The sequence below is a fragment of the Streptomyces sp. NPDC002324 genome (genome assembly GCF_053593335.1).
In genome coordinates this window covers 1-18,691 of sequence record NZ_JBSFCF010000074.1, presented here as the reverse complement: position 1 = coordinate 18,691, position 18,691 = coordinate 1, and the positions used below count along the sequence as shown (strand labels likewise).

The following is an 18,691-nucleotide window of genomic DNA, read 5'->3' as shown; positions in this document are numbered from 1 at the left end:
CTCCTCGATCGGCACGGGGCTGTGGCCGACGTCGGGCCGGTGGGCGGTCAGAACTGTGACGGTGCCTTGTGAGGCAAGGCCCCTATCGGGACACATCCACTGGTCCGGCGGCAGCAAGCACCGTCCGGGACCAGGGCCGACAAATCCTTAACAAGGCAGCCTGGGCCAGTTGTCCCACGGGTCAGACCCTGGCCCCGGACGGGCGCCCCATGAGTCTCACAGTTGTCCCACACGAGCACGATGGGGCCGCCGAGTTGCTGATGTGCGGCGATCAGCAGGTCGCGGTAGTCGCGCCAGGAGAAGCTCTTGCGGCCGTCGCGCCGGCCGTCGTCCCGGCGCGGCCGGTAGATCAGCCGGGACCGGTGGCCGGGCTTGTAGCAGGTCAGCGCGGCGATCGACACTCGTCTGCGGGAACGGCCCCGGACCCGCACCACCGGGGTCCGGCCGCGCTGTGACCAGGTCTTCGCCTGCGGCGGCGTCATGGAGAAACCGGCTTCGTCCTCGAAGACGAGCCAGGCTCCACGGGCCGCCGCGAGCCTTCCGCGCACGGCCACACCTCCTTGACTTGACCCACCCCGCGACCGCGTCGTCGTCCCGTTCCATGGCCCGTCGGGCCGGGACCTGGCAGGACCAGCCGTTGCGCACCAGGAGCTTGCGCACACCCTGGACCGTGTAGGTCAGGTGGAAGCGCCGGCCGATCACCGTCTTGACCCGCGCCAGCGTCCAACGCTGGTCTTCCCAGCCATGCGCGGCCGGCCCCTTGGCCAGCTCCGCCTCCAGCTGGGCGAACTGCTTCTGGCTCAGCCTCGGAAGCGACGCCGGCCCCTGCGACCGCAGAGCCCGCGGACCGCCCTCGTCCCACATCTGCCCCACCGCTGCACCGACCGGACACTGACCCGCAGGTCCTTCGCGATCGCCGAGCTCGCCTCACCCTGGGCGAACCTCTCGGCCGCCTTGAGCCGTAACTCCTCGCGGAACTGCTGCCGTTCGGCGGTCAGCCCGCCCCCTTGTGGATACCGCATGCCGTCGGTGATACCTCACCAACGACGAGTCGTCAGCCCCTACGACTCCACGAGTTCAACCTCAGTAATTATCGAGATCCAAAATGGAAATTTTGGAATCAGTTCGATCTCTACGCAGTGATTATTGGCACGATCGAGCCCTGTTCAAGCATCTCAATCTCCGCGTCGGATGTCACAGAAGGACACGCATCCGACTCGGCACCCATCAAGGAACCAGTCAATTCCAGCACATCCATAGGGATGATCAATTTCGTCGACAGAAACGGAGTGACATGGGTGCGATCCGGCGGGAAAATCGTCAAGTCAGAGAATACAACTAAAACCTTCTTGAAGATGTCAAAAGAACACGACGCCAAAACGGCCATGCTGAAGAATCGGCGTGCTGTCGAGACCATTAAATCTTGTGCCGAGACAGCGAAATAAATCAGCGTCGAAGGTTCTGCCGCGCAGCCGCCGAAGGATCGCAGGTCCGTTCTCAAGGCAGTGGAGTGGAAACATGGTGTACCGCCCCTCAACTGCCATCACCGCTACACCCGTGAGACTGCCCTAGAAAGTCGGCACTGCTCAGCGGGCCGACTCTTCGTGGTTGCGGAATTCCCCCACGGTAGCCGTAGCTCCTGCGCGCCGGGGTCCCGGGGTCGGCCCCGACCACTGATGAGGATCTCTGAAATCGGCTCTGGCCGCAGTTCCGTGAAACGACCAGGTGCCGGCAGGGCGGCCAGGATCGATTGTCATCGGGTCGTGGCAGAGTGCGCGGTCGTCATCGAAGCCGCGCAAGCCGGGGCTGCCGCAACGGGCGAGCCATTTGACGAGGTTCTCGTCAAGCAGCTCGCACAGAGACCGCGGCAGGAGATCCTGGAGTATGCGGAACGCTTCGATGAGCGGCACGACGCCCTGTATCGCTGGGATGTGTGGGCGGCTGCTTACCTCATTGGGGGCGGGTGCTCCGACGACAGTTTCATGGACTTCCGCGCCGGTGTGATCGCCTTGGGCTGTCAGTGGTACCAGCGCGTGGCCACTGACCCCGGGGAGGGTGAGGCCGGCGGTGACGGCGTCGAGGTCCTGGCGGAGGAAGCTGGCGAAGCCCTTCATGGGCTTCGGCGCGCCCTGCTCGGCCTGGCGGATCCACTCCAGCAGCAGGTATCCGCGCCAGCGGCGGAGCAGGTCGGCGAAGACCCGGGCGAGGTTGCAAGCCCGGGTGATGTCCGGGCTGCGAGCCGGACTTGAAGAAGGCGCTCGTCCTGGCCTTCCGTGAGCGTCTCGCGGGGCCGCATGATCCAGGAGGTGATCTTGCGGGGGCTCGGGATGTCGGCCCGGACCGGTTCGGCGGTGCCCGCGCGGAGGGCGGCGAGGTGTTTGCGGACGACCTGGCGGCTGCCGCTGTAGCCGCGAGCCTGGATCTCCAGGTTTGTCGGCCGTGGTCGAGGGCGGAACTGTCATGTCACTGCCGTCAATGGCTGCTCGATTGGTCCCCACGGTGGGGGTCCAGCCGATAGTCGGGACAGTCTCGGTTTTGACATGCGCCCGGGCCCCACACAGGGACGAAGACGCCAAGGCTCTTGTGCCGGTGGACTGCGGCAGGCACGGATTGCTTGCAGGTCGGACACAAGTACACTTCGGGCTTGCGCTTTACCGTGACCATATTTTTACGATATGCCCGTACTGGTGCGTCAGGAAGTGCCCCGCCTCGCCGCCCTGGGTGCGGATGGGATTCAGCGTCCCGAGCTGGTGAAACGGTGGGGGGCTCAGGGGCATCCACCACAGCTGGTGAGCTGGGCTGTCCGGTGGCCTGGGAGGTGTCCCTCTGTTCGTCGGGCTGTTTCGCAACGCCTGCCGGGGCGGGTCTTCTGAGGCTGAGCACCACGGAACCCGCCAGGACGATGACGATGACTGCGAGGCTGATCGGTGAGGGGATTTCCGGGATGCCGGGGCTGATCAGCTTGTGGGATGCCTGGAGGATGAGCTTGACGCCGATGAAGGCGAGAATGATCGCCAGGCCCTTGTTCAGGTAGTGGAAGCGGTCCAGGAGGCCGGCGAGCATGAAGTAGAGGGCCCGCAGGCCGAGGATGGCGAACGCGTTGCTGGTGTAGACGATGAAAGCGTCATCACTGACCGCGAGGACGGCCGGGACACTGTCCACGGCGAAGATCAGGTCGGCGGCCTCGATCGCGGCGACCACCGCGAGCAGCGGGGTCGCCATGCGTTTGCCGGCCTCTTTGACGAAGAACTTCGCCCCGGCGTACTCGTCCCGCACCGGGATGATCTTGCGGAGCATCCGTACGGCGAAGCTCTTGCCCGGGTCGAAGCTGTCCTGCTCGTCCTTGAGGAGTTTGTAGGTGCTGTAGAAGAGGACTGCCGCGAAGGCGAACAGCACCGCGGTGAAGCGGCTGACCACGGCCACGCCGAGGGAGAGGAAGATCCCGCGGAAGACGAGCGCGCCGATGACGCCGAAGAACAGCACGCGGTGCTGGTAGGCCCGGGGCACCTTGAAGTACGCGAAGATCACGGCGAAGACGAAGAGGTTGTCGACCGACAGACTCTTCTCCAGCAGCCAGGCCGTCGTGTACTCGGTGCCGGCAGTGGAGCCGAGGACGAGGAAGACGACCGCGCCGAAGATCAGGGCGAGGCTCACCCACAGGCCGCTCCAGGCGGCCGCCTCCTTGAAGCGGATGACGTGCGCGGTGCGGTGGGACAGCAGGTCTACCGCCAGCGACACGACCACCGTCGCGGCGAACGCCCCCCACAGCCAGAGCGGGACCTCAAGCACGCCGAACACCTTCGCCATGGCCCGCGCAAAATACGCCGGCCCTTACACAGGAGTGTCCGGCATTGCGCCCCCGGGAGCATGCGGAGCGGGTGGCCCGGCCGCAGGCGTGATGCGGGCAGAGGAGAAGACTGCCGCGCGTGTACAGCCCGCCGCCTGGACGGTGACGCAAGGACTGCCCCCCCGAGGCCGTTCGGTGGATATGTCGACCCGCCGTGCCCGCGTGCCGGTGAGCACCCGCACCGTGCCGGGAGGGGCGCCTGGCGGCGGCTCGATGGCGCCGCCCATCCGCGCCCGCGCCGACCCGCTCTGTGTCTCGCCTCGGTCCTCCATGGCCGTCACCGTACCGAGCACGTCGGCCCGAGCGGGGTTCAGTTGGCGGCCTTCGCCAAAGCGCCTGCTCAGGCCGTTCCGCAGCCTTATGCAAGCCGACCTGCGGCGAGCGGCCCGCCGGGACCGCGGTCCAAAGGCTGAGACCGGTCGGTCAGCGGTGGGTCAGCACTGCCACCTCCCAGCCGAAGCCCACTACCAGCCGGCCATCCGGGGTGACCGCCACCGCGCCTACCTGCGAGGGGAACACCAACTCCGGTCCGACCAGTCGGCCGGCCGCCAGGTCCCAGACCCGCACCGTTTCGTCGGAGCTGCCGGTGACGGCGACAGGGAGGCCGTCCACCACGCCCGTCGCCACCGCCCACACCGACTCGGTGTGGCCGATGAGCGGCTCGCCGATGGGTCGGCCCGTGACCAGGTCCCACACGCGCACCGTCGTGTCCAGGCTGCCGGTGACGGCGACGGGACGTCCGTCCACCACCCCTGTCGCCACCACGCGAGCCGGCTCAGTGTGACCGGTGAACGGCTCACCGACCGGACTGCCCGTGGCCAGGTCCCACACCTGTACCGGCTTCTCCCCGTCGGCGACGGCCACGACCGGGCGGCCGTCCACCACGCCCGTTGCTACCGTCCATGCCGCCTCGATGTGACGTGCGAGGGACTCGTCGACAGGCTGGTCGGCGGGCGCGTAGCCGACGGTGACGACGGGCCGGCCCTCCACCACCACCGTCCTGGCCACCCCGCGTGGCCCGCTGGTGTGGCTGGCAAGGGGTTCGCCGACCTGTCGGCCGTCAGCCAGATCCCACACACGCACCGTCTTGTCCCAGCCAGTGGTGACGGCGACGTCCCGGCCTTCCACGGCCCCCAACGACACTGATTTCACGGTGTCCGTGTGGCCGGGGAAGGTGTCCCGGTAGGTAAGGACTATCTCGCTGCTGGTCGCCCACTCCACCGTCCACAGCGCGTCGGGCTCCCCCTCCACCGCTACGGAGCTGATCCGCGCCGCCAGCTCCCGTTCTCCGAACCGAGCGGCATCCAGCGCGAGCAACTGCCGCCGCACACCCGGCGTCACGGCCCGGTACGGATATTCCGACGTCCGGTACATCGCCCGCAGCCGCCGCAACGTGGGGCTCGATGCGGGGTTCGCCTCCAAAACGCCCAGCACCTCACCCGGATCGGCGTTCACCAGGAATCCCGGGTCCACCCCGACCTCGTCACCACTCAGATCATCAGACATGCCCACATCCAAGCAGTGCGGTTACAACACGGGCACCGCCCTCCGGTGACCACTGGTTCGTCAGCGGCGGACGGCCACCATCCGAGCGCGTGCCACGCCTGCCCCACCCAAGCACGCCTCGCCAACTCAGCCGCTCACCCGCAACTGGTGTCGTCTGCCAAGACCCGGCAAGTGTGCAGGATGGCGGGCAGATTGGCGGTGGTCACCGTGCCGTCGCCGCGTAACCGAATTGGCGTCTGCGATTGTTAGGCGTCGTTGATCGTGTAGTCGGGGTTCGGCTGCCCGCTGTCGTGGATGGGGAGCGAGTGTCACGGACTGTGGTCAGATAGGCACGGATCGTCTTGCGGTCACGTCCCAGATGACGTGCGATCGCCGAGATCGTCCAACCCTGACGACGCAGTGCATGAGCATCCAGGTCTTCCTCCCGCGTGAGCATCCAGGCCCCAGACCAGGCCGAACTTGCGCACGCAGGCTCTCCACGACACACCGATCCCAGTTCGACACGCGGGGCAAGATCACACGATGAGTGGGGAGATCGCCTGAGCAGGTTTGGCCGACCCAGGAGCCGCGGATCGGAAGAGCTCGGTTCCCATCGCACTCCATGCTGAGCCCTCCGATATGTTCTTCCGGGCTCGCGCCGGCGGGTCCCATTCGTATGCGAGGGGGAAACGTGCCTGGTGAACGGCTTGACGCGGAGTGGGTCCGGTCCTGGCGGGAACAGGCCGACGCGGCGCTGACGAAGCTGATGCAGTCCTTCCTCCCGACGCACGGCTTCCCGCCCGGTCACAACGCCGTGACGCTCGCAACCGACGACAGCCACCAGGCGACGGACGCACTCGTGGACCTGACACCGATCCCATCCGACCTGACCACGCTCTACTGGGTGATCAGCGAGGCTTCCCTGCCCGATGTCGACAACGGGTACTTCATCCACTCACCTGCGACGGCTGCGGAACACTTCCGCGAGTACGGCCCCGCTCCGATCGACGGCGAATCAATCGCACTGGTCTTCGCCAGCGACGGCGGGGGCCATCTGTTTGCGATCGGAGACAGCGGACAAGTCTGGAAGTCCACCACCGCCTCCTGGTTTGACGACTTCGAGGTCGCCGCGTCCAGCTTGCAGGAGTTCCTCGAACAGCTCGGCCGGCGGATCGCGAACCAGCCCTGATCATCGGCCGAGGAACAAACCGGCCCCCTGCCCCACGGAGGTCATCTCACTCCAGACTGGGGAATCGCGAGCAGGTGTGGGGTCACCCCTGAGCAGGGGGTGGCCGATTTCAAAGAGCGTCATCACCCACGGCGTCCGGCCCCGGCAGTCACACGCTCCGACGCACAGCAGCCATTCCAAGGGAGTGGGGGAGCGGTGACTCATCCGCCTGCGCGATTCCGCGTGTTGGGTGACCTGGGCACACAAGTCAACGGACTGTCCATGAAGTTGAGGAGGCCCGCCGTACGGTGGAGCTCCTCCTCGAGACTGGCTCACGGTCTTCCAGCTGCCCACCTACACGCCTGACCTGAACCCGCAAGAAGGCATCTGGTCGCTGGTCAAGCGAGACATCGGCAACCTCGCCGCCGCTGACCTCGGCCAGATCACCCGCGCCGTGAAGCGTGCAAGCTCAAGATGCTGCAGTACCGACCGGAGGTCATCGACGGCTGCCTGGCCGACACCGACCTGGCCCTGGACGCGTGAACACACCGGCAGGCCGAACGGCAATAGGTCAGGCACGGTCGGAGCCAAAAGCCCCTGCTCAGATACGGTGACGGGATGACCGAGAGCCTGCCTGCCGACGTAGCCGACGTGCTTGCGACAGTCCTGAACACGGACAATCCGGTCCATGCCGCGCTCCGACGGCAGGTTCCGCACCTCAGCGTGCGAGCTCGCTGCATATGCGGGTGCGGTACCGCCTACTTCGAACTCGACACCAGCAAGGTCGAGCCCGCGCCCGCCGGCCCCGGCACTGTCGTGGCGGCCGAAGCGCAGTTCGTCACCGAGGCCGGTGAGTGCCCCGGCGAGGTCCTGGCCTTAACACAGGACGGCTACTTGTCGTGGCTAGAAGTCTGTTCATGGAGCGACGACATCGAGGTGACACTGGCCGCCGCGCGTCACTGGCTGCAGCCACGCTCGTGATCCCGGACGGCCAGCGCCCGCGGTTTCCGCCCACAGGGTGGAGCGTGCGATTGAAAGCCTGAAGGGACCTTCCAACGTCGTGAACTACCTGGTGATCGGCCTGCCGTAGGTGGTGTTCTTCCTCAGCTTCCCCACCATGGCCTTCCTGCAATGGCGCCTGCTCCGGCTGGACCTTCGCTTCGCTGCCCAGTTTCACCACAGTGAACCGGGGGGGACGGTGATGCCCAGGGCGACCATGCAAGCGGCGGAGAGGGTTACCTGGACGACCGCTACAAGCCCCGGACCATCCGGCACAGCAACGCGGTGATCCGCAGGTCGAAGGCGCAACTGCGGACGCTGCCGGGCCGGTTGTATCGGGCGACGAAGTCGATCAGGTACCGGCGTACCGGCTCGACCGCCCGCCCTTGCTCGTCAAGGAATCCCCCCCGAGTTCGCGGCCACACGACCCCATCGAGGAAGGCGAATCGATCGGAGATCACGCGAGAACTCATCCACCGTTGCGCTCCTTCCTCATTCGGATGCGCAACATGTATCGACTAGGCCGTCTGGGGGGTGCGTCGTAGCTCGGCGTGTCCTCTGGTAGCCCGGTCAACACCTCGGTGGGGACCGCCTGTTCTCTCGCCCATTGCGAGTTGTTGCTTCCAACCGGCCAACGGACATGTAGCGGCCAGCGGGGCACGGAGCGCCACCCACCTTCCATCACCCTAGAAATCCAAGGGTTTCCAAGCCTTGCTAGGAGTCTCCGGGGTGGCTAATCTGACGGCATGACAGACACCGCGACCACCAACCGCTGCTACTGCGGCTGCCAGACCGCCATCGGCTACGGACGCACCTTCGCCGCCGGTCATGACAAGATCGCCGAAGCCGCCTACCTCGCCGTCCACCACAACGGCTCCGTCGCCGAACTCCTCAAGAACCAGGGCTACGGCCCCGACAACCCCGTCACCGACGCAGCCGTCGAAGCGGGCGCCTGGAAGAAGTGCGACCACTGCGACTACAAGGGCGCCCCTGAAAGCATCCGCAACCACATGGCCAAGGTGCAGAAGGCTGAGAACACTCAGCGAGAGTCCCTGGAGAAGTCCGTTCGCGCGCTCGGCGGAACCTGGGACCCGAGCCGCGGAATGCAGACCCTGCGAGACGCCGGTTACCACCCCTCGGAGAAGTACATCCGAGAGGTGTACCGACGACTGGCGGACAGCGGCCTGCTGGAGAAGGTGGATGAGCACCGGGCCATCTACTTCGTCATCGAGAAGTAGGGCCAGCAAGTGGGCCCTGTGCTCGTGAAGATCCGGCCAGGGGACACGTCCCCTGGCCGGATCTTCACGAGCACAGGGCCGTCAAGCGATCACCGTTCACCTGCCGTTCCCCCGCGTCAGGTGATGCTGGTGGGGAGGCTCCGGACAGGGCTGCGCTGGGTGTTGTTGTCGGTACGCCGGTCCAACTCGGTGCGGAGTTCGTGGATGACCTGGGCATAGACGCCGACACCGACGCGCTCGCGAAGCCGGCCGTTATCCTCCCGCAGGGCCTGGGCGGCGGCCTCGGCATCTACTGCGCGGGCGTGCAGATGCTGGAACGCGGGCGGGATGCCGTTCGTCTCGGACTTTCGGCGGGCGAATTCTTCTTTCAGGTCAACATGCTTGTGGGTGAGGACCCAGCGCTTGACGCCTGCCTCGGCGGCGAGTTGCAGCGTGGTGAGCGCCCCGGTGGACCGGGTTGGACTGCCGTCGACCAGCCGCTGGATCGCTGCGGTGATGGCGTCGCGTTCGGCGTCGCGGTCAGTGGCCATCGTGGGGTTCTCCGGTGGGGTCGTGGGCGGTGACGATGCGTTCCAGGCGTTCGAGCTCGTGCTGTTCGCGGGCGTGCCGAAGGCGGGCGCCAGCGGGTCGTCGACGAGCGGCCGTAGCCGCTCGATCTGGACGAGGACGTGTTCGATGTCGCGATCGGTCCGCGCGATGTTGACGCAGTTCGGGCGGTAGTCGTCGAGGTCGGGGGTGCGGCGGGTGCCGTCCTCCTCGCTGCGCAGGCGGCAGGCTGCCCGCCTCGGGTCCAGGACGCAGGTCATGCCCTTGCCGGGGAAGATCTGCAAGTCGGGGTTGGTGAGCATGGCGTTGGCGTGCCGCTTGGTGCGCAGGACTCGGCCGGCGAAGCGTGTGGCGGTCTGGACGCGATGCCGGTAGGTCTCGGCTGCTGGGCCGCTGACCTGCTCGCCTTCCCGCAGGCGCTGGTGTGCGTCGGCGAGGGTGTCCAGCCCGGGCCAGCCAGTCCTCGAACGCGAGGTCGTCGGGGAATCCCGAGTCGTAGCTTCCTAATGGTGGAGTCGGGTATTGGAACTGTCCGAATGCCCTCCCTCAAGCGACTCTGGCGACGCTGATCGTGGCGGCGTCAAGCGCCAACAGACCGGCTTCCATCTCAAGTTGATCGATCATCAACGAGTAAACGTACAGACACTAACAGTCACTGAAATCGGCCCCGATGTCCTCGCCCAGACACCAGCCGCAAAGTAGGTCTTGAGTAGCAGAACGAGTCCCGTTTCCCCGTCCGGGGCGCCGTCGTTGCTCTGATCGAATGATCGAGGCCAAAGGGGTGGGCGTGCGGCAAGAGTGGTCGCCAGAGGAGCTGCTGGCGCACTGGATGCTGGTAGACGGCGACTGGAACCTGGTGCGGCACAAGAGCGGGACGACCCGGCTCGGGCGCCCTGACCGGCCCGGACGAGGAGCACGCCGAATCCGTCGCGACCTCCGGGTGCACCTGGGCCCTGCTTCGACCCGTCTGGGCCGACCGCCCATCGCTGCTTCACCGAGTGGAGCAAAGCCCGCGTGTGGGCCAAGCTCCACCAAGTCGTCCGGACGAACTCGGCCCGCGGGGCGAGCTGGACTGGGCGCGGTGCGCGGTCGACTTGGTGAAGAGCCCCGGAGTGAACGTCCTCCGCAGGAATGCTGTCGTGCGCCCACGCGTACCCGGATGAGCGGCTGACCGGCGGGCACGTCGCGAGCGGCGCGGTACGGGTGGGGTCTGTGGGGGACGAGGAAACGGATTTGTGTCTCGCGCGCGGTTGGGCGGGCGGTTGTCGTTCGGTGTGCTGCCGGACAGGTAGCGGAGGGAGTTGGCGCGGTGGGGGCTCAGCAGGTTCAGCGGGTCGGGGGTGGTGTGCCGTGGTTGGGTCACGTGACCCAGATGGTGCGTGATCCCCTCGCCTTTCTCAGCTCTCTGCGGGGAGGGCTGGCAGTGGTGAGGGTGCAGCTCGCCGGGCGTGCGGTGTACGTGGTCAATGCGGCGGAGGCGGCGAACCAGGTGTTGGTGTCGTCGGTGTTCGACAAGGGTGGGCCGTTCATGGACACGGCGCGGGTCCTGGTCGGCAACGGTGTGATCACGTGCAGCAACGCCGACCACCGGCGTCAGCAGCCGGTGATGCGGCCTGCGTTCCACCGTGACCAGGTCGCCCGGTACGCCCCGGTGATGGGTGACTGCGCCGAGCAGGTGGTCGGCGGATGGCGTGAAGGTGAGCTGCTGGATGTGGAAGCGCGCATGTACGGGCTGGCGGCCCAGGTGGTAGCGCGGACTCTGATCGCGGCCCCCGCCGGCCGCAAGGCAGCGGACACCATGGCCGCGGCCCTGCCGGTGCTGCTGGAGGGCATGTTCCGCCAGTTGCTGATGCCCTGGCTGCTGCTGCACCGTCTTCCGCTGCCGGCCAACCGCCGTTTCCATCAGGCACAGGCCCGCCTGGAGCTGGCCGTCGGTCACGTGATCGCCCAGTACCGGACCGGCGAGGCGCCGGGGGACGACCTGCTGTCCCTGGTGATGGCCGCCGCCGACGACGATGGCCGCTCCCTCGACGATACGGAGGTACGTGATCAGGTTCTGTCGGTGCTGGCCGCGGGCGTGGAGACCACCGCCTCCCTGCTCGCCTGGACCCTGTACGCCTTGGCCGACCACCCGGACGTGGAGAGCCGGCTGTGGGCCGAGCTGGACCGCGAGCTCGCCGGAAACGCTCCCGCCTTCGCCGACATCGAGCGCCTGCCCTACACGCGCCAGGTCCTCACCGAGGTGCTGCGGCTGTGGCCCCCGACCTGGATGCTCAGCCGCGTCGCCCTGGAGGAGACTGTGGTCGCCGGTTTCACCGTTCCCACGGGCGCGGATGTGATCGTCTCCCCCTACGCCCTGCAACGCGACCCCGGCGTCTTCCCCGACCCGGAGCGTCTGGATCCGGACCGGTGGCTGCCCGAACGCGTCACCCCCGCCCAGCGCCAGGCGTTCACGGCCTTCGGCGGCGGGCGCCGCAAGTGCCTGGGCGAGCACTACGGCATGACGGAGACCGTCCTCGCCCTCGCGACGATCAGCAACCGCTGGCAACTACGCAAGGCCAACGCCGCACCCTTACGGCCACTGCCCCGTTTCCTCCTCACCCCCAAGGCGGGCCCTCTGGTTGCAATCCGCCGCACGGCCTCGCCCGCCGGGTGCCAGAGCGGTAGGGGAGAGCAGTGATGAGAGCCCCCGGCTACGCAGAGGACGGCGCCCTCTCGGGTGCCACAGTCGGGTCGCCCGAGGACCACCCCTGCTTCCGGATGCCGCTCTTCCCCCGGTTCACGCCCGCCCGGCGCCGCCCTGGACTCCAGGCTCTGGAACAGCGCTGTGCGGCCCGCCTCGCAGCACTCCTGTGCGACGCCTACGACAGCCAGGAGGAGCTGGAGACGTTCCTGGAACACCGCACCAGCCTGTGGAACCTGCTCACCTATGCCGACGCCCGCGAGGACCGCATCGAACTGGTCTGCGCCTGGATCGACGTCCTGTTCAGCATCGACGACGTCTTCGCCCAGGCACCGCCGTCCCGGATCCGGCAGCTGGGCATCCACCAACTGCCTGCCGTCCTCGACGGCAGACCGCCCGCAGTAGACACCGCCTTCACCCGAGCCTTCGGGCATCTGCGGGAGCAGACCCTTCCCCTGGCTTCTGAGCGGGTGTGGCAGCGCTACGCGCGCACCCTGTATGAGTTCCTGGATGCCTGCCACGCCGAGCGTGACCTCGTTCAGGACCTCGCGGCACTGGATCTGCCCACCTACGAGACGTACCGCAACAGCTCGATCGGGGAGTGCTGCTTCCCCCTCCTCGAATTCGGCCTCGGCATCGACCTGAGCGACCGCCTGCAAAAGCTGCCCGAACTGCGGCGCCTCAACATGCTGGTGGCACGCCACTGGATCGGCGTCAACGACGTCTTCTCCTACCGCAAGGAGCTCTACAGCGGCGACATGATGAACGAGATCCAGCTCGCGCTCGCCGAGAACGGCGGCGACCTACAGGCAGCCGTCGACCGCATCGCCGCGACCGTCCACAACGCCGAATCCGAGTTCGACCACCTCACCGCCGAACTGCGCGCCGGCGAGACTGGTCAGGACAGCGGCCTCCTCACCTACCTGGACGCGCTGGAGGCGATGATCGCCGGAAACCTCGAATGGTCCTACCTCACCCCCCGCTACAACGGCAGCGGCCACCACTGGAACGGCCTGACCGACGCCACCGTCATCCTCACCCCCGACCGCACCCTGTACCTGCCCCATGAGTGCGCTCCCGCGACGGGCACGGGGCGAGAGAGCCTGCCCGCGATGGATTCCGATGAGGACGAGGACATCCAGCAGTACGCCGGCGAGAAGTGACTGGCATCCGCTGACAGACCTGGGCGCGGCTCACCCGCACAGAGGATATAGGTCGGGCAGGCGCCCCGGGGCTGTGCCGCCCACCGTCTAGTCTTCCTCCTGGTTGCTCTGGGGAGTCAGGTACTCCCTGAAATTGTCCAGGGGCCCACACACCCGGTAGGACCCTCCGTTGCCGTTGGGCACCCTGATGCAGACGTAGCCATTGTCGCCTTTGTAGATGATCGGTCCGTCTGCTGCGCTGGCTTCGCTCACCATCGTGAGGGCAGCCCCCGCGAGCACGAGAGCGGCAAGTACGCGCTTGGTGTTGTTCATGCAACGGCAACGATCTTCGACCCAGTGATGTCACGCTCGACACGCAGACACGGTCAGGTTCGAGCTCTTGTCCAGCCCTTGGGCAGCGAGGCAGCTACGGACCCAACGGGGTCGGCGCAATGCTTTCGGACTATGCGTCACATTGAGCGACCAATCAATCTCGGCGCTACTTCCTGTACGCCAACTCCTCACACCCGGCGAGCGCGCACACAGCGTCCAGGTGCGCCGATCCGGTGTCACCCGTGCCGATACGTGCTGGTGACGGTGCTCTGGGACGCTGGCACCGCCCGCCTGCTGCCCCGCCTCCTCAGGGGCCGCACCCGCGGCCCGGTGTTCGTCACCCACCGCCGCCCCGGCCCCGGCAAGATACTTGGTGCGCGCGACGTGTGCCCCGACACAGGGCTGGCCCGGCTCTCCTACGGCCAGGCCCGCGCACTGCTCAACCAGCACACCACGCTGGCCGGGCCGGGAACCGGCTGGGACCTGCACGAGTGTAACAGTTGCTTGTGGCTAGAGACCGCCTGCGCATCCAATGGCGATGCGGCGGGGGTCGGCAGGAAGGTCGGCGTAGTCGGCGAGGCTGGCGATGAGTTCGCGGGCGCCGGGAGTGTTGAGGACGATGTCCTGGACCCGGGGGTTGAGGCCGTCCAGCTCGAGGATGTCGCGGGCGGCGGCCGGGTCGCGGAGGCGGTCACGGACGTCCTCGATGCGGTCGGCCGGCGGCGGGACGGGGCGGCCGGTGGCGTCCTTGGGGAGGTGGAGGAAGCCAAACGATGTGAGCACGAGGACGTGTTCGGTTGCGGGCTCGGGCATGTGGTGGGTTCCTTCGTAACGTGGTCTGGTGCTGCGGGGCGGCCGGAGTCGGTGTCGACGGCCGCCCCCGCAGGCATGAGGGGTGTCCCGGCCTGGCCGGGCTGGGTCAGCGGGCCGCGAGGGGGGCTTGCTGGTCCGCCGTGTGGTCCGAGGACGTGGGGAAGTCGTCGACGGGCCACTGGTGCCGGCAGTGGGGTGAGGGACAGAGGTGTACGCGCTGCCCGGTCTCGTGGTGGTAGTCGAGTCCGCGGCTGGAGCGCCCACAGGCCGGGCAGTTCACCAGGGTGCCGAGGTCCTGGGTGTCGCCCTCCTGGGCGTACATCCAGGTGAGGGGGAGAGCGCCGGGCGTGTCCTGCGGCACGCTGCGGAGCCGCCAGTCGGTTCGGGTGGGGTAGGCGACGAATCGGCCCCAGCCTCGGATGATGCTGTCGGCGAGGACGTGGCCGTCGAACGCGCGCAGGCGCTGCCCGCAGATGTGCCGGTAGTAGGCGCTCGTGACGGCGAGGACCTCGCGGGCGGGCGGGTGGCCGACGAAGACCAGGTCGCCGTCCTCCCCGAACTCGGTCACGAGCAGGCCTCGCAGGGTGAAGCTGACGTCGTCGGCGGTCGGGACGAAGACGGCCGCGTCCGTGTCGTAGTCGGCCTCGGGGGTCGTGGCCGACGCCCAGATCCCGATGCCGTCCAGGGCGGTGTCCAGTTGGTAGCGGGCGCCGTCGATGACCGGCTCGGTGCCCAGGGCGTGCGCCCAGGCGGTGATGCCGTCGGTGTCGTGTTCACCGAGGCGCAGGATCAGGCTGTGCAGGGGGCGCCCCGGCTCGGGGCACATGCTGCTGGAGATCGCGAAGCCGGTCAGCGGCAGATCGGGGTGGTCCTCCAGGAGGCGTCGGCCGACGGCGAGCTGCCCGTTCTCTCGGGATCCGTACCGCTCCAGCTGCGTCAGCAGGTGCTTGGTTCGTTCGGGTGCCGGTGGACTGATGGGCATCCGTAACTCCTTGGTGAAAAGAAGAGCGCCGCGCCCGGCCTGAGGAGGCGGGGCGCGGCGCTCGGGTGACGAGAGGGTTAGAGGGTGTCGGCGACCACGAGGAACTGGTCGCTCTTGAGGTCCATCACGACGCGGGCGTCGACGCCCTGGTCACGCTGGCCGGCGGCGTACTCTTCCGCCGGTCACGAACCGCGGTGAGCTCCGGCGGGGAACCGCTCCAGGACGGTGCGAGATTGCGCGGTGGTCGTGTCCCTCATCCGTCGCCGCCGTTCACGCGCTCGTGAATCTCGATCAGCGTGCCGATGGCGTCGGGGCTTTCCGCCGTGCCGACCCACTGCCCGAGGGCGGTGAAGACCGGGACGGCCTCGGTGTCGGCGTCGAACACCACGACGTAGTCGCCGTACCTGTCGAGGACCATCTCCTGCAGGGCCCGAGCCGGTGCGGGGGCCAGGACCTCGAGGTCGTCGACGGTGAGCCGGGCGGGCTGAGCCGGATTGTCGAGCTGGGTGAGGAACCCGGAGACGTGCAGCAGGTCACCGGACTGGATCTCGGTGAGCAGCGCGTGCGCGATCCGGGGGTTGCTGGTGGTGCAGGACCAGACCACGTCGTCCACGACGTCGTCGGTGAGGGAGACGACCAACTGGAACCGGGCGGTACCCGGGCCGTCGCCGGGCGTGGGGACGGTGTCGAGGAAGCCGTCGACGGTGAGGGGCTTGGTGTCCATTAGCTCGCCACCGCCAGCTTGGTGGTGCGATGGGCGGCGTCGTACGCGTCCAGGACGGCCTTGGCCGGGTTGCCCGTGTCGGCGACCTGGTGGCCGTTGGCGCGCGCCCACGTCCGGATCGCGGCCAGTTGCTCCTTGCTGCGCTTGGTGCCGGTGGTCGGCGCGGGAGCATCGGCGGGCGCCGTGGGACGGCCGCCCGCCTTCACCGTGCGCAGCGTCTCCTGCGCCTTCTCCAGTTCCGCCTTGAGCTTGGCGACGCGCTCTTCGGCCTCACGCTGGGCGTCGTCGGTCTCGCGGCGTGCGGTGAGCTCGTAGAGGTCGCTGCGGATCCGGGCGGCCTTGTTGCGGATCACGGCGGCCGGGTGGTTCTTCGCCCAGGAGAGCAGGGCCTCGATCCCGTCGCTGTCCACCGGGCCGTCGGACGCGGGGCCGACCGTCTGCGTGGCGTCGGTGTCGGTGTCCGGGGTGGGGGCGTCCTGGTCGGTGAATTGGAGGGCTTCGGCCAGTTCGCTCTCCGACAGTCCCAGAGTCTCGCGGACGTGCTCGGGGCTGTCGCCGTTGTTCAGCATGGAGGCGGCGGTGGCGGTGAAGGCGTTGGCGGGCATCGGGTCTCCAGTCGTTGGGGTGTCAGGGCTGGTGAGGTGCGGGAGCAGGGTCACGAGGTCGTCCTCGCCGCAGGGGAGTCCAAGCGCGCCCAGCAGGTTGGCGAGGTCGTCCTTGTCGCGGGCCTGGTGGGCGACCACCAGGGAGGCGGCGGCGCTCTGGCCGCTGCCGAGCGGGGTGAGTTCGAGGGACTCCGCTTCGAGGGCCTCTTTCATGTCGGTGAACATGACCGGCCCTCCTACGCGGCGGTGGTCCGGGGCCTGCGCTGCGCGAGGTCCAGGAGCTCGCGGTTGCGCTTCTTCTGGGCGTCGGTGAGCGGCCTGGCCTTCGCGCTGTGGCGGTGCCAGAGCGGGGAAGCGGGCGGCTCGGGGTAGGCGAGGGCGTGGTCGACGTCGCGTTGGGTGCTGCTCAAGGGAGCCTCCAGGTGGAGGGGTTCAGGCGTGGTCGTCGTCGCGCCGGCGCTTGGGCTGGACGTCGGAGGCGAACCGTCCGAGGCGGGCCCCGGTGGGGTTCGCGGCGATCCAGCGTTCGGCGCACGCCTTGTGGACGTGCTCCCCGTAGTGGGAGCGCATGGGCGTGGGTTTGTCGCCCAGCGCGCAGGGGCGGTCCTGCCAGCGGGTCGAAATGCTGGCTGTCGCGCCAGTCGAGAAGGGCACCAGGCACCGGGATCAGACCCGGCTCGAACAGCGGCTTCTTGGTACGGCGTCCTGTCACGGCCGGAAGGCGGGCAGCTGCTGGAACACCTGCGCCACCACGTCCGGTGTGGGCTTCCAGGCCGGGAGCGCGCCCGTGGCGGGCACGGGCAGCGCGAGCTCCTGGACGTCTTCGAGGACCAGGTGGCGCGCGTCGCGCTCCGCCCACGGGCTGGTGCACCGCCTGGGCCCCAAGTCCAGGTGGCAGTCGGTGAGGCGGGCGACGCCGATGACGGCGCCCAGGTGCAGCTCGCGGCCACGGATCGCGGTGGCGACCAGCGGGTCGCGCAGCACGGCGGGCTCCGGCTTCTTCTTTCCGGCGTGGATCAGGACCCAACCGCGCCACGGCCAGTGCACCGGCCTGTTCTCCGGGCTCTTCCCGGCGAGGATGCAGGTCGCGAAGGGCTGGCGGATCGTGATGCCGCGGACCCAGTCGCCCTCGGGCAGGGTGGCGAGGCTCATGAGGCTCGCCCCCACACAGCGGTGCCCGGTCGGCCCACACGCCGTCCGTTGATGGACGCCACCGTGGCATGTCCCTTGGTGGCGAGGACGGCGCGGCCGGAGTGCTTGCCGTCGTGGAGTGCGGCGTCGGCGGCGCGCTGCGCCACGGACAGGTCGCGGGTGCCGATCACGTCCAGGGCTGCGGCGCCGACCGAGGCGGCGACGTCGACGGCCTGGCCGTCGTGGAGGACCACCGGGGAGCGCAGCATCCGCGTCAGCTGGTCGAGGCGGACTTCGCGGCAGCCGTGGGGCAGGTGCAGCACGGCGGCGAACTCTTCTCTGAACTACCGAGGGTGTCCCGTGATCAGGTGAGGGGACGATCAGTCCTGAGGGGAAGGGCCGGAGAACGGCTGCGACCGGGGAAGGTGTTAGAGGGCAACTGATCTGGTTTACAGGTGATTTGGTGCGTTCGAAGTGACTGCGGCAACGGTGAGTCGTTGCGTGACTCGTGAGTTCTCGACGCCCTTATCGCAGTGATGTCTCCGATGCCCGTTGGGCATTAATCGAGCCCGTGTTCGCGGCATGGCGGGCCGCTCGCACCGGTCCAGGCACCTCGGCTCGGGTGCATGATCTGCGGGAGATCGTGAACGCCATCCTCTATGTCAACCGCACTGGCATCCCGTGGGAGTATCTGCCGCACGACTTCCCGCCGTACAAGACCGTCTATGACTACTTCGCGAAGTGGGAAGCCGACGGCACCACCCAGCAGGTCCACGACCTGTTACGCGACAAGGCCCGCCGATTTCATGGCCGTCGTGCGGAGCCGACCGCGGCGGTGGTGGATGCGCAGAGCGTGAAGACCTCGGCAAATGTCGCTGAGACCAGCCAGGGCATCGACGCCGGCAATTATCTGGGGGCGTCGGTTATGGCGGGTTGGGTGGCGATGGCTGGCTGATGTTGGCGGATTCGGAACAGGGATGTCATAACGGCGGTCC

Annotated in this window: 19 protein-coding genes and 7 pseudogenes; 10 read left to right on the top strand and 16 right to left on the bottom strand. The window is 68.0% G+C overall.

Going from position 1 to position 18,691, the window contains the following annotated elements; genetic code table 11:
• Positions 1-203: 203 nt before the first annotated feature.
• Positions 204-1,022 (bottom strand): annotated as a pseudogene (locus ACWCRJ_RS43830) (IS630 family transposase); the annotation flags it as partial.
• A gap of 110 nt (positions 1,023-1,132) precedes the next feature.
• A complete protein-coding gene (locus ACWCRJ_RS43825; protein WP_450944570.1) occupies positions 1,133-1,501 on the bottom strand; it encodes a hypothetical protein in 369 nt (122 codons plus the stop codon).
• A 262-nt stretch (positions 1,502-1,763) separates the two neighbouring features.
• Between ACWCRJ_RS43825 and ACWCRJ_RS43820 the strand changes: the two genes are divergently transcribed.
• Positions 1,764-2,249 (top strand): DUF4240 domain-containing protein, encoded by a 486-nt coding sequence (locus ACWCRJ_RS43820; protein ID WP_450944569.1) that lies wholly within the window; start codon positions 1,764-1,766, stop codon positions 2,247-2,249.
• A 574-nt stretch (positions 2,250-2,823) separates the two neighbouring features.
• Here ACWCRJ_RS43820 and ACWCRJ_RS43815 read toward each other — a convergent pair.
• Positions 2,824-3,789, bottom strand: a pseudogene (locus tag ACWCRJ_RS43815) (TerC family protein); the annotation flags it as partial.
• A gap of 481 nt (positions 3,790-4,270) precedes the next feature.
• Positions 4,271-5,353 (bottom strand): hypothetical protein, encoded by a 1,083-nt coding sequence (locus ACWCRJ_RS43810; protein WP_450944568.1) that lies wholly within the window; start codon positions 5,351-5,353, stop codon positions 4,271-4,273.
• A gap of 601 nt (positions 5,354-5,954) precedes the next feature.
• Here ACWCRJ_RS43810 and ACWCRJ_RS43805 point away from each other — a divergent pair.
• The 3 genes and pseudogenes from ACWCRJ_RS43805 (at position 5,955) to ACWCRJ_RS43795 (ending at position 7,481) form a co-directional block, all read left to right on the top strand.
• Positions 5,955-6,521: a hypothetical protein gene (locus tag ACWCRJ_RS43805; protein WP_450944567.1), complete on the top strand. Its 567-nt coding sequence runs from the start codon at positions 5,955-5,957 to the stop codon at positions 6,519-6,521.
• 304 nt (positions 6,522-6,825) lie between these two features.
• Positions 6,826-7,043 (top strand): annotated as a pseudogene (locus ACWCRJ_RS43800) (IS630 family transposase); the annotation flags it as partial.
• A 75-nt stretch (positions 7,044-7,118) separates the two neighbouring features.
• Positions 7,119-7,481: a hypothetical protein gene (locus ACWCRJ_RS43795; protein ID WP_450944566.1), complete on the top strand. Its 363-nt coding sequence runs from the start codon at positions 7,119-7,121 to the stop codon at positions 7,479-7,481.
• Positions 7,482-7,750: 269 nt separating this feature from the next.
• On the opposite strand, the gene ACWCRJ_RS43790 is transcribed toward ACWCRJ_RS43795, so the two are convergent.
• The gene (locus ACWCRJ_RS43790; protein WP_450944565.1) at positions 7,751-7,972 is read right to left on the bottom strand and encodes a hypothetical protein; all 222 of its coding nucleotides are present in this window, start codon (positions 7,970-7,972) and stop codon (positions 7,751-7,753) included.
• A gap of 273 nt (positions 7,973-8,245) precedes the next feature.
• Here ACWCRJ_RS43790 and ACWCRJ_RS43785 point away from each other — a divergent pair, with 273 nt between their 5' ends.
• A complete protein-coding gene (locus tag ACWCRJ_RS43785) occupies positions 8,246-8,737 on the top strand; it encodes a hypothetical protein (protein WP_450944564.1) in 492 nt (163 codons plus the stop codon).
• Positions 8,738-8,853: 116 nt separating this feature from the next.
• Here ACWCRJ_RS43785 and ACWCRJ_RS43780 read toward each other — a convergent pair whose 3' ends face one another.
• Positions 8,854-9,585: a hypothetical protein gene (locus ACWCRJ_RS43780; protein ID WP_450944563.1), complete on the bottom strand. Its 732-nt coding sequence runs from the start codon at positions 9,583-9,585 to the stop codon at positions 8,854-8,856.
• Positions 9,586-10,209: 624 nt separating this feature from the next.
• On the opposite strand from ACWCRJ_RS43780, the pseudogene ACWCRJ_RS43775 reads away from it, so the two are divergent.
• From ACWCRJ_RS43775 to ACWCRJ_RS43765, 3 genes and pseudogenes are all read left to right on the top strand, one after another.
• A pseudogene (locus ACWCRJ_RS43775) lies at positions 10,210-10,383 on the top strand (IS5/IS1182 family transposase); the annotation flags it as partial.
• A gap of 209 nt (positions 10,384-10,592) precedes the next feature.
• On the top strand, positions 10,593-11,963 hold the full coding sequence (locus ACWCRJ_RS43770) for a cytochrome P450 (protein WP_450944562.1): 1,371 nt from the start codon (positions 10,593-10,595) through the stop codon (positions 11,961-11,963).
• On the top strand, positions 11,963-13,129 hold the full coding sequence (locus tag ACWCRJ_RS43765) for a terpene synthase family protein (RefSeq protein WP_450944561.1): 1,167 nt from the start codon (positions 11,963-11,965) through the stop codon (positions 13,127-13,129). The genes ACWCRJ_RS43770 and ACWCRJ_RS43765 overlap by 1 nt, the downstream gene beginning before the upstream one ends.
• Before the next feature lie 87 nt (positions 13,130-13,216).
• Here the strand turns inward: ACWCRJ_RS43765 and ACWCRJ_RS43760 are convergent, their stop codons facing one another.
• The gene (locus tag ACWCRJ_RS43760; RefSeq protein ID WP_450944560.1) at positions 13,217-13,441 is read right to left on the bottom strand and encodes a hypothetical protein; all 225 of its coding nucleotides are present in this window, start codon (positions 13,439-13,441) and stop codon (positions 13,217-13,219) included.
• A gap of 252 nt (positions 13,442-13,693) precedes the next feature.
• Between ACWCRJ_RS43760 and ACWCRJ_RS43755 the strand changes: the two are divergent.
• Positions 13,694-13,933: pseudogene (locus tag ACWCRJ_RS43755) on the top strand (site-specific integrase); the annotation flags it as partial.
• 18 nt (positions 13,934-13,951) lie between these two features.
• On the opposite strand, the gene ACWCRJ_RS43750 reads toward ACWCRJ_RS43755, so the two are convergent.
• The 9 genes and pseudogenes from ACWCRJ_RS43750 to ACWCRJ_RS43710 form a co-directional block, all read right to left on the bottom strand.
• Positions 13,952-14,254, bottom strand: a complete 303-nt coding sequence (locus ACWCRJ_RS43750) for a RapZ C-terminal domain-containing protein (RefSeq protein ID WP_450944559.1) — start codon at positions 14,252-14,254, stop codon at positions 13,952-13,954.
• Positions 14,255-14,360: 106 nt separating this feature from the next.
• Positions 14,361-15,236: a hypothetical protein gene (locus tag ACWCRJ_RS43745; protein WP_450944558.1), complete on the bottom strand. Its 876-nt coding sequence runs from the start codon at positions 15,234-15,236 to the stop codon at positions 14,361-14,363.
• 77 nt (positions 15,237-15,313) lie between these two features.
• Positions 15,314-15,493 (bottom strand): annotated as a pseudogene (locus ACWCRJ_RS43740) (hypothetical protein).
• Positions 15,490-15,960, bottom strand: coding sequence for a hypothetical protein (locus ACWCRJ_RS43735; RefSeq protein WP_450944557.1), 471 nt, complete (start codon positions 15,958-15,960; stop codon positions 15,490-15,492). The pseudogene ACWCRJ_RS43740 and the gene ACWCRJ_RS43735 overlap by 4 nt, the downstream one beginning before the upstream one ends.
• Positions 15,960-16,790, bottom strand: a complete 831-nt coding sequence (locus tag ACWCRJ_RS43730; RefSeq protein ID WP_450944556.1) for an Lsr2 family DNA-binding protein — start codon at positions 16,788-16,790, stop codon at positions 15,960-15,962. Before ACWCRJ_RS43730 ends, ACWCRJ_RS43735 begins: the two co-directional genes overlap by 1 nt.
• An 11-nt stretch (positions 16,791-16,801) precedes the next feature.
• Entirely contained in the window at positions 16,802-16,975 is a 174-nt protein-coding gene (locus ACWCRJ_RS43725; RefSeq protein ID WP_450944555.1) for a hypothetical protein, read from the bottom strand.
• Between the two features lie 22 nt (positions 16,976-16,997).
• Complete coding sequence (locus ACWCRJ_RS43720) at positions 16,998-17,135, bottom strand: hypothetical protein (RefSeq protein WP_450944554.1); 138 nt, start codon at positions 17,133-17,135, stop codon at positions 16,998-17,000.
• Positions 17,136-17,273: 138 nt separating this feature from the next.
• Positions 17,274-17,717 carry a hypothetical protein gene (locus ACWCRJ_RS43715; RefSeq protein WP_450944553.1) on the bottom strand — a complete coding sequence of 148 codons (444 nt, stop codon included), beginning with the start codon at positions 17,715-17,717 and terminating at the stop codon, positions 17,274-17,276.
• The gene (locus ACWCRJ_RS43710) at positions 17,714-18,019 is read right to left on the bottom strand and encodes a hypothetical protein (RefSeq protein ID WP_450944552.1); all 306 of its coding nucleotides are present in this window, start codon (positions 18,017-18,019) and stop codon (positions 17,714-17,716) included. Before ACWCRJ_RS43710 ends, ACWCRJ_RS43715 begins: the two co-directional genes overlap by 4 nt.
• A gap of 185 nt (positions 18,020-18,204) precedes the next feature.
• On the opposite strand from ACWCRJ_RS43710, the pseudogene ACWCRJ_RS43705 reads away from it, so the two are divergent.
• A pseudogene (locus ACWCRJ_RS43705) lies at positions 18,205-18,597 on the top strand (transposase); the annotation flags it as partial.
• Positions 18,598-18,691: the final 94 nt, after the last annotated feature.